General features: G+C 68.5%; 11 protein-coding genes and 1 other RNA gene. 9 read left to right on the top strand and 3 right to left on the bottom strand.

Annotated features, from left to right (window positions below):
* Positions 1 to 51: 51 nt before the first annotated feature.
* Both AC3WJB_RS05445 and AC3WJB_RS05450 read right to left on the bottom strand, forming a co-directional pair.
* Complete coding sequence (locus AC3WJB_RS05445) at positions 52 to 414, bottom strand: YraN family protein (RefSeq protein WP_492679476.1); 363 nt, start codon at positions 412 to 414, stop codon at positions 52 to 54.
* Entirely contained in the window at positions 414 to 2,306 is a 1,893-nt protein-coding gene (locus AC3WJB_RS05450; protein WP_492679478.1) for a penicillin-binding protein activator, read from the bottom strand. Before AC3WJB_RS05450 ends, AC3WJB_RS05445 begins: the two co-directional genes overlap by 1 nt.
* Positions 2,307 to 2,383: 77 nt before the next feature.
* Here AC3WJB_RS05450 and rsmI point away from each other — a divergent pair, with 77 nt between their 5' ends.
* Positions 2,384 to 3,232, top strand: coding sequence for a 16S rRNA (cytidine(1402)-2'-O)-methyltransferase (rsmI, locus tag AC3WJB_RS05455; RefSeq protein WP_492679480.1), 849 nt, complete (start codon positions 2,384 to 2,386; stop codon positions 3,230 to 3,232).
* Between the two features lie 360 nt (positions 3,233 to 3,592).
* On the opposite strand, the gene dsbG is transcribed toward rsmI, so the two are convergent.
* Positions 3,593 to 4,417 (bottom strand): thiol:disulfide interchange protein DsbG, encoded by an 825-nt coding sequence (gene dsbG / locus AC3WJB_RS05460; RefSeq protein ID WP_492679482.1) that lies wholly within the window; start codon positions 4,415 to 4,417, stop codon positions 3,593 to 3,595.
* Positions 4,418 to 4,607: 190 nt separating this feature from the next.
* On the opposite strand from dsbG, the gene rnpB reads away from it, so the two are divergent.
* The 8 genes from rnpB (at position 4,608) to mraY (ending at position 12,831) form a co-directional block, all read left to right on the top strand.
* Positions 4,608 to 4,973, top strand: an RNA gene (rnpB, locus tag AC3WJB_RS05465) — RNase P RNA component class A.
* Between the two features lie 347 nt (positions 4,974 to 5,320).
* A complete protein-coding gene (gene mraZ / locus AC3WJB_RS05470) occupies positions 5,321 to 5,776 on the top strand; it encodes a division/cell wall cluster transcriptional repressor MraZ (protein ID WP_492679484.1) in 456 nt (151 codons plus the stop codon).
* A 32-nt stretch (positions 5,777 to 5,808) separates the two neighbouring features.
* Positions 5,809 to 6,756 (top strand): 16S rRNA (cytosine(1402)-N(4))-methyltransferase RsmH, encoded by a 948-nt coding sequence (rsmH, locus tag AC3WJB_RS05475; protein WP_492679486.1) that lies wholly within the window; start codon positions 5,809 to 5,811, stop codon positions 6,754 to 6,756.
* A complete protein-coding gene (gene ftsL / locus AC3WJB_RS05480) occupies positions 6,753 to 7,025 on the top strand; it encodes a cell division protein FtsL (RefSeq protein ID WP_492679488.1) in 273 nt (90 codons plus the stop codon). The genes rsmH and ftsL overlap by 4 nt, the downstream gene beginning before the upstream one ends.
* Positions 7,022 to 8,836: a peptidoglycan D,D-transpeptidase FtsI family protein gene (locus AC3WJB_RS05485; protein WP_492679490.1), complete on the top strand. Its 1,815-nt coding sequence runs from the start codon at positions 7,022 to 7,024 to the stop codon at positions 8,834 to 8,836. The genes ftsL and AC3WJB_RS05485 overlap by 4 nt, the downstream gene beginning before the upstream one ends.
* Positions 8,833 to 10,371, top strand: a complete 1,539-nt coding sequence (locus AC3WJB_RS05490) for a UDP-N-acetylmuramoyl-L-alanyl-D-glutamate--2,6-diaminopimelate ligase (RefSeq protein WP_492679492.1) — start codon at positions 8,833 to 8,835, stop codon at positions 10,369 to 10,371. The genes AC3WJB_RS05485 and AC3WJB_RS05490 overlap by 4 nt, the downstream gene beginning before the upstream one ends.
* Positions 10,368 to 11,741 (top strand): UDP-N-acetylmuramoyl-tripeptide--D-alanyl-D-alanine ligase, encoded by a 1,374-nt coding sequence (locus AC3WJB_RS05495; protein ID WP_492679494.1) that lies wholly within the window; start codon positions 10,368 to 10,370, stop codon positions 11,739 to 11,741. The genes AC3WJB_RS05490 and AC3WJB_RS05495 overlap by 4 nt, the downstream gene beginning before the upstream one ends.
* Positions 11,731 to 12,831: a phospho-N-acetylmuramoyl-pentapeptide-transferase gene (mraY, locus tag AC3WJB_RS05500; RefSeq protein WP_492679496.1), complete on the top strand. Its 1,101-nt coding sequence runs from the start codon at positions 11,731 to 11,733 to the stop codon at positions 12,829 to 12,831. The genes AC3WJB_RS05495 and mraY overlap by 11 nt, the downstream gene beginning before the upstream one ends.

Raw genomic sequence — 12,831 nt, forward strand, 5'->3', positions numbered from 1 at the left:
GGCGCGGTCGTCCTTCCCAAGCTCCCACAACCGCGGGATGCGGGTCCGAGCCTAGCTGGCGTCGAATGCCGCGCGCAGCCAGGTCTGCCGCGCGCCCGCCGCGGGTCCGTCGTAACACACCACGTCGAAGCGGCATGGGCGCTGCGCGTGTTCGGGATGGGCGCCCAACCATTGCCGCGCGGCCAGGATCACGCGCCCGCGCTTGCGTGCCGTCACCGATGCCGTTGCATCGCCATGGCCGGCGTGCCGGCGATAGCGCACCTCGACGAAGACGATCGTGTCGCCCTCGCGCATGACCAGGTCCAGCTCACCGCGCCGGGTCAGGTAGTTGTGTGCCAGCAACTGCAGGCCGGCCGCCTCGAGCGCAGCACGCGCGCGGTACTCGAAAGCCGCGCCGCTGGGCTCGCGCATCATCAGCCGTTGCGTACCGGGATCGCGGCAGGCGGCGGCGCACCCACGCTGGAGGCAGCTGGCGGTGCCACGCTGGACGCCGGTACCGGCAAGGCCGGGACCTGTCCCGGTTCGGGCGGCGCGGCCGACGGCACATTGTCCATTTGCAGGCTGCCGTCGAGCGGATGCGCAATGCCATTGTCGAACACCGCCCAAGTCAGCACGCGGCGGATGCGCCCGAACTGGTCCGAGGTGAGCTGCCCGGTGGCGCCGGGCAGATAGCTGCCTGGATTGCTGCGCAGCCAGCTGAGATAGGGCACCAGGTTCCAGGCGTCCATGCCAAAGGCAAACAGACGTGCCGTGGCGCCCCGCGCGGAAGGCAGCAGCGCCCCGACGTCGCCGAATGGCGGCAGGCCCGGCTGGGCGTTGAACAGCCATGGCGCATCGCAAAACTCAACGCCATCCAGGTCGCGGTTGCTGGCTGCATCGTCGGAGCCGTCGTAGACGTGCGAGGTGGCGACCACGGGCAATTGGATCTTGGCGGCGCGCAATTGCGGCACCAGCACGCGGGCCTGGGCCGGGCGCATGCTGATGAACACGCCGGCATCTTCGGGCGCATTGGCCAGGTTCAGCCCGGCGAGCGCCGTGCCACCGCTCTCGAACGTGGCGCTGCCCAGCAGCGTGCCGCCGCGCGCGGCGTATTCGGCCTTGAACGCGCTTAGCGCGCGCTGGGAAAAGTCGACGCTGGAGACGATGGTATAGGCGTGGCGCAAGCCGCGCTCGATCATGTGCGCCGCTGCCTGGGCGCCCTCGGTCTCCGGCATCAGGCCAAATTCGCTGGCGTCGCCGGCGGGCAGGCGACGATTGTCCGGGTGATTCAGCGCCAGGGTGGGCACCGGCAGCCTGGACTGCTTGAACAATGCGGCCACGGCATCGCGCGTCAACGGGCCGACCACCAGCTGCGCGCCATCAGCCAGTGCCTGCTGGTAGCCGCTGAGTGCCATTTCGGGTGTGCTGTGGGTGTTGTAGACGCGCACGGCCGGGCGCGGGGCCTGTTCGCGTCCGGCATTGAAGTAGGCGGCGAAGAAGCCTTCCGCGACCGAAGTGCCGACCGCGGCATAGGCGCCATCGAGCGGTAGCAGCAAGGCCAGGTGGTCCGGCACCTTGTAGCCTTCGCGCACATTGGCGTTGGCACCAGGCAGCAGCGTGCCGACCGGACGCTGCAATTGGGCTGGCGGTTGCGCCACGGTGACGCCAAGGCTGGCCAGGGCGGCATTGATCCATGGCAGCATGCGATCCCCGGCCTGCATGGCGGCGGCGCGCTGCTTGAGCGGGCCGGTACCGAGCATGGCCAATTGCTCGACGATCTGCTGCTGGTTCTGTTGGCGGTCGAAGCCGCTCAGCTGGTCCTGCATCTCGGCGCGGGTGCGTGCGCTGCCCCAGTGGTCACCGTCGGCCGCCAGCGCGCGCGCGCGCAGCTCCAGCAGGCGTGGCCGCAGGGCGGGGGGCACGGCCACCTTTGGCTCGATGGTCAGGTGCAGCGCCTCGGGCAGGTTGTGCGTGTCCAGGGCTCGCTCGGCACGCAACAAGTCCAGGCGCAGGGGTGCGTCGCCGGCGAGCTTGCTGCGGTCGATCTTCTGCAGGATGGGTGCTGCACGGTCCAGCTCGCCGCCCTGGCGCCAGCTTTCCGCGGCCAGCAGGCGATAGTGGTCGGCTCGGGCCCGGTCGGCGTCGGCCAGCGCCAGGTAGGCTTGGGCCGCGGCGTCGAAATGGCCGCGGCCAGCCAGCGCCGCGGCATCCCGCGCGGCGGCCGTCTCGGTTGCCGATGGCCGCATGCTGACCGGCGCGCAGGCCGCCAGCACCAGCGACATGACCAGTGCGCTGACGATGGCCTGAGCAAGGCGCGCAAAGCGCATGGAAGGATTCCGGGTCGTCATGGCGGCAATGCGCGATGATAGCGGATCACACCTCGCGCTTGAGTCGAGTCTGCCGGATGACGAATGTCGCCACGGGTTGCCTGCATGTGGTCGCCACCCCGATCGGGAACCGCGACGATCTGTCGGTGCGTGCGGTGGCGGTGCTGCGCGCGGCGAGTGTGATCGCCGCGGAGGATACCCGCCACAGCCGGCCCTTGCTGCTCTACCACGGCATCGACACGCCGTTGCTGGCGCTGCACGAATACAACGAGCGCGAGGCGGTGGCGGGCCTCGTCGAGCGCATGCTGGGCGGCCAATCGGTGGCCCTGATCAGCGATGCCGGCACGCCGCTGGTCAGCGATCCGGGTTTTCGCCTGGTCCGCGCCGCGCGTGCGGCCGGCATCCGCTGTATCCCCGTGCCGGGTGCCTGCGCTGCCATTGCCGCCCTGTCGGTGGCTGGGCTGCCGAGCGACCGCTTCGTATTTGAGGGTTTCCTGCCGCCGCGATCCGCGGCCCGTCGCAGCCGCCTGCGCGAGCTGGCCGGCGATCCACGTACGCTCATCTTCTATGAGTCGGCGCACCGCATTGCCGAGAGCCTGGCGGACATGCGCGAGGTGTTTGGTGGCGCGCGCGAGGCGGTGCTGGCGCGCGAGCTGACCAAGGTGTTCGAGACCGTGCTGGGCGAGCCGCTGGAGGCCCTGGCGGCACGCGTCGCCGCCGACCCGGACCAGCAGCGCGGCGAATGCGTGGTGCTGGTGTCCGGCCGCGGCGACGAGGTCGACGCGCAGTTGGCCGAGGGCCGGCGCATCTTTGCCGTGCTGCGTGAGGAGCTGCCGCCGGCCAAGGCCGCGCGGCTGGCTGCTGCACTCAGTGGGGCGCCGCGCAAGGTGCTGTACACCACCGATCAGCCCGAGCCTAAACGCTAGCGGAACCACCGCCACCCCGGTCACCCCCCACACCGTCACCCCGCGACGCAACCCTCCCCGGCGTCATTCCCGCGAAAGCGGGAAGCGCTTTACAACAGACGAATGTCTGGTCATCCAGTGCTTTCCCGCTGGCGATGGGAATGCAAAAAAGCGCCTGGATTCCCGCTTTCGCGGGAATGACGACAGAGGGCTCGTGGGAAAGACGCCGAGGGGTTGCTCCACGGTAATGACAACAGAGGCAGCGGCGTCGCCTTGGCTCAGCAGTTCCCAAAAACGTTCCGGACTGCAGTGCGCGCAAACGGGAACCCGGCGCCTTTGCCGTGCGACTGCGTCGCGCGGCATGGCGGAACGAGGGTGCGCTCAGCGCGGCCCCAGGATCACCGGCAGCTGGTCGGAGCTGGGCAGGCCGGAGCGGCGTTGCAGAACGCCGTTTGCGTCAAGGTAGACGATACCCGGCGTGCCCTGGAAACCCATCTGCAGCATCAGTTTCTCGTTGCCGTCGAGCTTCTGACGCACGGCTTCCGGCACTTTGGCGGCAGCCTCGATGCCGCCTTTGTCAAACGTCTGCTCGTTGCGCACGAGCGCGGCGGAGGGCGACTTGGCGGTCAGCATCGTGGCCACCTTGTTGGCACTGTCCGGCCGGATCACGCCGACCATGACGTGCCGCAGTTGCACCTTGCCGGATTCGACCCAGGGCCGGGCCGCTTCCCAGAAGCGGTGGCAATATGGACAGTTCGGATCGGTGAAGGCATACACCACGCGCGGCGCGTTGGCGGCGCCGTCGGCAATCCAGGTGCTGGATTCCAGCGCAGCCCACTGGCGCTTGGACATGGGCACCGTCACCAGCCGGCGCAGCGCGTCGGCGCCGACGTCGTTGCCCTTGGCGTCGACCAGCACGCCGACCAGGGCATGTTGGCCATCGGCGGTGGTATAGACGGTGAGCGGCTCCTGTCCAGCCACGCCGGCGTAGCCATGCAGGCCGGACGGGGCGTCGAAGTCGCCCATGATCTCCAGTCCCTGGGCCTCGATCTTCGCGAGCACTGCCGGCCGCGCGGTGCTGGCGGCGGCTGGCGCCGCAGCGACTGACCGGGCTTCGCCGGCGGCGCCGGCCTGGCCGTTGCATGCCGTGGTCACCGATAGCACGCAGGCCCACAACAAGACCTTGGGAAACGCGGAAATCTTCATGCAACCTCACGGGGGCGCGCGCCTGGAGCGCCAGCGGGATGGGGGACCGGGAAGCCTTGCTGCCGATGCGTGGTACGGCGCGGAAGGCCGGATGGGCACGGTGCAGTATAGCTGTTGCCACTAGTGGCTCCGCGCGGTGGTTTGCCGCGCATTTAGGGCTTTGCAGCCGGCATTCCGTTACACTGGCGGTGGAGTCGGCCGGACAGTCGCGTCGCGCCGTGTGCGCGTCGAGGAAAGTCCGGGCTCCATAGGGCAGAGTGCCAGGTAACTCCTGGGCAGCGTGAGCTGACGGCCAGTGCAACAGAGAGCAGACCGCCGATGGCCCCGCGAGGGGCTCAGGCAAGGGTGAAAGGGTGCGGTAAGAGCGCACCGCGTACGGGGCCAACGCCGTACGGCACGGTAAACCCCACTCGGAGCAAGACCAAATAGGGGAACGTCAACGCGGCCCGCGTTGTTCCCGGGTAGGTCGCTGGAGCCAGGTGGCGACGCCTGGCCGAGAGGAATGACTGTCGCGTCGCAAGACGTACAGAACCCGGCTTACAGGCCGACTCCACCTCTTCCTTATGTATATGTGGGAGTCCGCTGAGGGCGATGCCTTTTCACATGTGACCGAAAGGCATCGCCCGCCCACCAAGGGCTTCCCGCGGTCGCGAGCGGGCTCCCACAAAAGAATGCACTGAAACTGTCGCCCACGATGGGTTTCCATCGTCGAGGCGTCGTGGGAGCGTGGATTCTGAAAAATAATTGTCCGTGCATTCAAGCACCTCGCGGGTGGTTGTGAGAAAGCACTGTAGCCTTCCGAAAGGTGTGGCTTTCTCATTGATTCACAAGTGATTTTCCTTGACATTCGGCTTGACTCACAGTTATCGTGGACTTTAGTGAGAAATTGTGGGTTTTCGTGGAGTGAAGCCGGTGTTCCAAGGCGAAACCGCCATTACCGTGGACGACAAGGGTCGCCTCACGATACCGACCGCGTATCGCGAGCTGGTGGCCCGCGAGTGCAGCAATCGGCTGGTGATCACCTACAACCCGTTCGAACCGGGTTGCCTGTGGTTGTTTCCGCATGCGGAATGGGAGCCGGTACGCGACCAGGTCAATGCCCTGTCCAAGGTGGTGATGGCGCATCGGGACCTGCAGATGAAGCTGGTGGGCGCGGCGGCAGTGGTCGAGCTGGATGGCGCTGCACGCATTCTGCTGCCGGCAAACCAGCGTGCCACCACGGGCATCGAGAAGAAAGCCGTGCTGCTTGGCATGGGCAACAAGTTCGAGCTGTGGAGCGAGCAGGCACACCTGGCCAAGATCCGGCAGGTCATCGGCGAGAACGGAATCACCGACGAGATGGCGAACCTGCGCCTCTGAAGCGTGCGGTCAGACGAGAGCGGGAGTGCGGCATGGCGAATCCTGAACAGCCATTGCGACACGTCCCGGTGATGTTGGGCGAGGTCGTGGAGGGTCTGTCGGTGCGCGCAGACGGACGATATCTGGATGGCACATTTGGTCGCGGCGGACACGCGCGTGTGGTGCTGTCGCGGCTTGGCGCGCAAGGCCGGTTGTTGTTGATGGATCGCGATCCGGCGGCGATCGCCGCGGCACGTGCCGAGTTTGCCGACGATCCGCGCGTGGCCATGTGCCAGGCCAATTTCTCCAGCCTGGGCACGTGGGAGGCCACGGCTCCGGGCCTCGATGGCGTGCTGCTTGACCTGGGCGTGTCCTCGCCACAACTGGACGAGGCGGCACGCGGCTTCAGCTTCCTGCATGACGCGCCGCTGGACATGCGCATGGATCCCGGCGCAGGCGCCAGTGCAGCGGATTTCCTGGCCCGCGCGAGCGAGGCTGGGATTGCCCAGGTGCTGTGGGAATACGGCGAGGAGCGCCATGCGCGGCGCATCGCCCGGGCGATCGTCGCCGAGCGCGAGGTGCGGCCGCTGCTGCGCACCACCCAGCTTGCCGCGCTGATCGAGCGCGTGGTGGGCTGGCATGAGCCCGGCAAGCATCCGGCGACGCGCAGCTTCCAGGCCTTGCGCATCCAGGTGAACGGGGAACTGGCGGCGCTGCAGGCTGGGCTCGAGGCTGCGCTCGAATCCCTCCGTCCTGGCGGCCGACTGGTGGTGATCAGCTTCCATTCGCTGGAAGACCGCAGCGTCAAGCAGTTCATCCGCGCACAGTCGGGCCGCGTGCAGAACCGCCGGCGCGGGCCACCGGTGGCAGCGCCGGTGGCGCGGCTCAAGGCGGTGGGCAAGGCGCGCTTTCCGGGTGCCGCCGAGTTGGCCGCCAATCCGCGGGCGCGCTCGGCAGTGTTGCGCGTGGCGGAGAAATTACCCGTGGCGGTGGCCGCATGAAGCTGCTTGGCGTCATCGTGCTGCTCGGCCTCCTGGTGGCCGTGCTGGCCAGTGCCATCGGCGTGGTGTGGACGCGCCACGAGAGCCGCGTTCTGTTCGTGCGCCTGACCGCGCTACAGGCCGAGCGCGACGACCTGAACATTGAATATGGGCGGCTGGAGCTGGAGCAGGCCACCTACGCCGAGCCCCGGCGCATCGACGAGCAGGCGCGCAGCCGGCTCGGCATGCTGCAGCCGCGTCCGCAAGACATCCGGCTGCTGCACCGATGATCGGGCATACGCCTCCGCGCAAGCCGGGCAGCCATGGCCGTCGCCGCGAAGGGCCCGATGCCCGCCGGCGCATGGTGCTGGTGGTCGGCATGCTCGGCCTGGCTTCGATTGGCCTGGTCGCGCGCGCGTTCGACCTGCAAGTGGTGCGCAAGCAGTTCTACCAGCGCCAGGGCGATGCCCGCTTCCTGCGCGAGATGCCGATCCCGGTGTCGCGCGGCACGATCTTCGACCGCAATGGCGAGCCGTTGGCCGTGTCCACCCCGGTCACCTCGCTGTGGGCCAATCCCTCCGAGGTGCTGGAGGACGACAGCCGCGTCGCCGCGCTGGCGCACGCGCTGGGCGTCAATGCGGCCGAGCTCAAGGAGCGCCTGGCGCAGCGCGCCGACCGCGAATTCGTATACCTGCGCCGGCAGATGAGTCCGGCGGCGGCCGACGAGGTGCTGCAGCTCAATATCCCGGGCGTGTACAGCCAGCGCGAATTCAAGCGTTATTACCCTTCCGGCGACGTCACCGCGCACGTGCTCGGCTTCACCAACATCGACGACCACGGTCAGGAGGGCCTCGAGCTGGCCTACGACGGTTGGTTGTCCGGCCAGCCTGGTTCCAAGCAGGTGATCCGCGATCGCCTGGGTCGCGTGGTGGAGAACCTTGAGCAGTTGCGCGCACCCCAGCCCGGTCGCGACCTCACGCTCAGCATCGACCGCCGCATCCAATTCCTGGCCTACAGCGAGCTGGGCAGCACGCTGGAGAAATTCCAGGCCGACTCGGGTTCGATCGTCGTGCTGGACGTGAAGACCGGCGAGGTGCTGGCCATGGTCAACCTGCCGACCTACAACCCGAACGACGTGGCCGCGAGCAAGCCGGCTGAGCGCCGCAACCGGGCGATGACCGACGTCATCGAGCCCGGCTCGACCATGAAACCGTTCACGCTGGCGGCGGCCTTGTCCAGCGGCAAGTTCACCCCGACCACGCCAATCATCGACACCACCGGCGGACACTGGTATTTCCAGGGCCACGACATCCACGACACGCACAACTACGGCCTGCTCACGCCGACCGGGGTGATCACCAAGTCCAGCAATGTGGGCGCGGCGAAGATCGCCATGCAGCTCGACACCAGCCTGATGTACGACACCTTCCGCGCCTTCGGCTTCGGCAACAGCACCAACAGCGGTTTTCCGGGCGAGTCCTCCGGGTACCTGAAGGTCGGACACGGCTGGCGGCCGTTGGAGAAGGCCACGATGGCCTACGGCTACGGCCTGAACGTGACTGTGCTGCAGCTGGCCAGCGCCTATGCCGCGCTGGCCGACGACGGCGTCATGCGCGCGCCGAGTTTCATCCATGGCGCCGACAATCCCGGCAAGCAGGTGGTCTCGCCGCAGGTGGCCCACGAACTGGTGCGGATGCTGGAGACGGTGACCGGCCCCGGCAGCACCGCGCCAGAGGCGCGCATTCCGAACTACAGCGTCGCCGGCAAGACCGGCACGGCGCACCGGGCCAGCGCCGGCGGTTACGACCGGAACAACTACATTGCCGCGTTTGCCGGCATCGTGCCGGCGAGCAATCCGCGCCTGGTCGGCGTCGTGATCATCAGCAATCCCAGCAAGGGCAGCTACTACGGCGGCATGGTGTCCGCGCCGGCGTTTGCGCACGTGATGGCCGGGGCGCTGCGCCTGCTCGACGTGCCGCCGGACAACATCGGGCGCTGGTACGTCGGCGGTCCACTGCAGGGCACGGGCGGCCTGGCTGGCGCGGCGCCGCCACGCGAGGCGGCGATCGATGACGCGCCAGTCGATGGAGGCCCGCCATGAGCCTCGGCCATCTCGACCAGTTGCTGCTCGGCATTGCCGATCGCGAGTTGGCCGCCAATCCCGGCGCAAACCGCATCGTGATCTCCGGGCTGAGCCTGGATTCACGCCAGGTGGGTCGCGGCGAGGCGTTCGTCGCCCTGGGCGGCACGCAGGCGCACGGCTTTGCCTATGCTGCCGGCGCCGTGCAGCGTGGTGCGGCGGTGATCCTGGCCGAAACGCCACTGCCTGGTGCTGGTGCCGCCGGAATCTCCGGCGAGTTGCCGGCGATGCTCGATGGCGTGCCGGTGCTGTGGATCGGTCGGCTGCGCGAGCAGCTGGGCGAGATTGCCGCGCGCTACTTCGGCCGACCGAGCGAGTCCATGCATGTGCTCGGAGTGACTGGCACGAACGGCAAGACCTCGTGTGTGCAGCTCCTGGGCCAGGCCTTCAGTTTCCTCGGCCTGTCCAACGCCAGCATCGGGACGCTCGGCAGCGGCATGGCCGGACACTTGCGCGACAGCGCGCGCACCACGCCAGACGTCATCAGCGTGCAAGGCCTGCTGGCCGGCTTCCGCGACCGCGGCGCCAGCCACGTGGCCATGGAAGTCTCCTCGCATGCGCTGGCCCAGGAACGCGTGGCTGGCGTGGATTTCGAGTTGGCCGCGTTCACCAACCTGACCCGCGACCATCTGGACTACCACGGGACCATGCAGGCCTATGGCGCGGCGAAGGCGCGGCTGTTTGCCTGGCCGGGACTGCGCGTGGCGGTGATCAATATCGATGACGCGTTTGGCGTCGAGCTGGCGCAGGGATTGGCGTCCGGGGTCGAGTTGCTGACGGTGAGCCAGCGCGCCGATAGCGGCGCGGCCATCCAGGCCAGCGCCGTCGACACCTCCGGCAATGGTCTGCGCTTCACCCTGCACACGCCCTGGGGCGTGCATGTGGTCGAGAGCGGCCTGCTTGGCCACTTCAATGTGGACAACCTGCTGCTGGTGGCCGCCTGCCTGGGCGCGCTGGACGTGCCTTTCGAGCGCATCGTCGCGGCGCTGGGTGCGTTGCAGCCGGTGCTCGGGCGCATGAGTCGGCTGGGCGGCGTCGGCGCCCAGCCATTGGTGGTCGTCGACTACGCGCACACTCCCGACGCGCTTGAGCAGGCGCTGGGCGCGCTGCGCGAGCATTGCGCTGGCCGGCTGCTGTGCGTGTTTGGCTGCGGTGGCGAGCGCGACGCCGGCAAGCGGCCCCTGATGGGCGCCATTGCCGCGCGCCTGGCTGACGTGGCGATCGTCACTGACGACAATCCACGCGGCGAGGACGGCGACGCCATCGTCGCGCAGATCGTCGCCGGCATGCCTGCCACGGCCTCGCCACTGGTCGAGCGCGACCGGGCCAAGGCCATAGGCCTGGCCCTGGCGCGTGCCGGCGCCGGCGACGTGGTGCTCATTGCCGGCAAGGGTCACGAGACCTACCAGGACGGTGCCACCGGCCGCCATCATTTCAGCGACCTTGAGGTGGCTGCCGCGGATTTGCGTCGCCGCTTCCCGGAGCGGTCGGCATGATGCGGCTCTCGGCCATCGCCATGTGGGCGCACGGGCAACTGTTTGGCAGCGATGCCGAGGTGGTTGGCTTCGCCCTGGACAGCCGTGAGGCGCACGCAGGCAACCTGTTCGTGGCCATTGCCGGCGAACGCGTCGACGGCCACGATTTCCTCCCGGCCGCGGCCGCCCACGGCGCCGTCGGTGCCTTGGTGAGCCGGCGCATTGACAGCCCGCTGCCGCAGGTGCTGGTGAGCGACACCACGCTGGCACTCGGCGACTTGGCCAGCGCCGTGCGCGCCCAACGCGATGTGCGCGTGGTCGGCATCACCGGCTCGAACGGCAAGACCACCACCAAGACTCTGGTGGCTGCGATCCTTCGCCGCCACGGCCGCACGCACGTCAGCGCCGGCAACCAGAACAACGAGCTGGGCTTGCCGCTCTCCGTGCTGGCCATGCCGGCCGATACGCAATATGCGGTGTTCGAGATGGGCGCGGGCAAGCCGGGTGACATTGCCTACCTCGCCGGCATCGCCCGTCCCGATGTCGGCCTGGTCACCCTGGTCGCGCCAGCCCATCTCGAGCGCATGGGCAGCGTGGAGGGCGTCGCCAGCATCAAGGGCGCGCTCTACGAGGGGCTGCCGCGCGACGGCGTGGCTGTCATCAATGCCGATGACCGCTTTGCCGCGTTCTTCACCGGCCTGGCCGCCGGGCGGCAGGTGTTGCTTTTCGGCTTGGAGCACGCTGCGGCGATCAGCGCGCGCGACATTCGTTCCACCCTCGGGGGTTCGCGCTTCGTGTTGCGGACGCCGCAAGGCGAGGTCGAGCTGCATTTGCCCTTGCCAGGACGGCACAACGTCATGAATGCACTGGCCGCCGCTGCGGTGGCCACCGCCCTGCAGGTGCCGCTGGCGGCCATCGTGGCTGGGCTGGAAAGTGTCCAGGGCGTACCCGGTCGGCTGCAGCGCGAGCCCGCGGCCGGTGGCTGGGCGCTCATCGACGACAGCTACAACGCCAATCCGGGCTCGATGGCCGCGGCGATCGACACCTTGTTGCTGGCGCCTGGGGAGCACTGGCTGGTGCTGGGCGACATGGCCGAGCTTGGCGCCGAGGCGCGCGCGCTGCACGCCGCGCTCGGCCGGCACGCGCGCGAGCGCGGTGTCGAGCGCCTGTTCGCCACCGGACCGCTGGGTCTGGAGACGGTGCAGGCGTTCGGCGCTGGCGGCGAGCACTACGTCGACCAGCCGAGCCTGGTGGCCGTGTTGCGCCCGCAGCTGCATGCCGGAGTCACTTGCCTGGTCAAGGGTTCGCGCTCGGCCGGCATGGAGCGCGTGGTCGAGGCGCTGCGGGATGGCGCGGGCACCGCGGCAGGAGGGGACGCGCATGCTGCTTGAGCTCGCCAACTGGCTCGCAGGCCGCTTCACCGCCTTGCACGTGTTCCAGTACATCACCTTCCGCACCATCATGGCGGCGCTCACCGCCCTGGTCATGTCCCTGCTCATGGGCCCGGCCATGATCCGCAAGCTGGCGGCGCTGAAAGCCGGCCAGGTGGTGCGTTCGGACGGCCCGCGGACGCACTTGGTCAAGGCCGGCACGCCAACCATGGGCGGCGCCATGATCCTGCTGGCGGTGACCGTGGCCACGCTGCTCTGGGCGAACCTGCACAGCCGCTACGTCTGGGTGGTGTTGGCGGTCACCCTGAGCTTCGGCGTGATCGGTTTCGTCGACGACTACCGCAAGCTGGTGCTGAAGAACAGCCGCGGCCTGCCGGCGCGCTGGAAATATTTCTGGCAATCGGCGTGCGGCCTGGGCGCCGCGCTGTTCCTCTACCACACCGCGCCGGCCGTGCTCGGCAGCTTGCCGGTCGCCGAGACCGCGCTGTACGTGCCGCTGTTCAAGCAGGTCGCAGTCCCCATGGGCGGGTTCTTCGTGGTCGTCGCCTACTTCATGATGGTGGGCTTCTCCAATGCGGTGAACCTCACCGACGGCCTGGATGGGCTGGCGGTGATGCCGGTGGTGCTGGTGTCCGGCGCGCTGGGCGTGTTTGCCTACCTGGCGGGCAACCGGGTGTTTTCCGAATACCTGGGCATCCCCTCCATTCCCGGCGCCGGCGAGCTGTCGATCTTCTGCGGTGCGCTGGCGGGCGCGGGGTTGGGCTTCTTGTGGTTCAACACCTATCCGGCCCAGGTGTTCATGGGCGACGTCGGCGCGCTCGCACTCGGCGCGGCGCTGGGCTGCGTCGCGGTGATCGTGCGCCAGGAGATCGTATTGCTGGTGATGGGCGGCCTGTTCGTGATGGAAACCGCCTCGGTGATGCTGCAGGTGGGCAGCTTCAAGCTGACTGGCAAGCGCATCTTCCGCATGGCGCCGATCCACCACCACTTCGAGCTCAAGGGCTGGCCGGAGCCACGGGTGATCGTGCGCTTCTGGATCATCTCGGTGGTGCTCGTGTTGATCGGCCTGGCTACGTTGAAGGTGCGCTGA

The sequence above is a fragment of the Rhodanobacter sp. FW510-R10 genome (assembly GCF_058781105.1).

Bases quoted from the DNA above. Each gene is read 5' to 3' on its own strand.
- AC3WJB_RS05445 (WP_492679476.1), bottom strand. From the start codon at position 414: ATGATGCGCGAGCCCAGCGGCGCGGCTTTCGAGTACCGCGCGCGTGCT.
- AC3WJB_RS05450 (WP_492679478.1), bottom strand. From the start codon at position 2,306: ATGCGCTTTGCGCGCCTTGCTCAGGCCATCGTCAGCGCACTGGTCATG.
- rsmI (WP_492679480.1), top strand. From the start codon at position 2,384: ATGACGAATGTCGCCACGGGTTGCCTGCATGTGGTCGCCACCCCGATC.
- dsbG (WP_492679482.1), bottom strand. From the start codon at position 4,417: ATGAAGATTTCCGCGTTTCCCAAGGTCTTGTTGTGGGCCTGCGTGCTA.
- rsmH (WP_492679486.1), top strand. From the start codon at position 5,809: ATGGCGAATCCTGAACAGCCATTGCGACACGTCCCGGTGATGTTGGGC.
- ftsL (WP_492679488.1), top strand. From the start codon at position 6,753: ATGAAGCTGCTTGGCGTCATCGTGCTGCTCGGCCTCCTGGTGGCCGTG.
- AC3WJB_RS05485 (WP_492679490.1), top strand. From the start codon at position 7,022: ATGATCGGGCATACGCCTCCGCGCAAGCCGGGCAGCCATGGCCGTCGC.
- AC3WJB_RS05490 (WP_492679492.1), top strand. From the start codon at position 8,833: ATGAGCCTCGGCCATCTCGACCAGTTGCTGCTCGGCATTGCCGATCGC.
- AC3WJB_RS05495 (WP_492679494.1), top strand. From the start codon at position 10,368: ATGATGCGGCTCTCGGCCATCGCCATGTGGGCGCACGGGCAACTGTTT.
- mraY (WP_492679496.1), top strand. From the start codon at position 11,731: ATGCTGCTTGAGCTCGCCAACTGGCTCGCAGGCCGCTTCACCGCCTTG.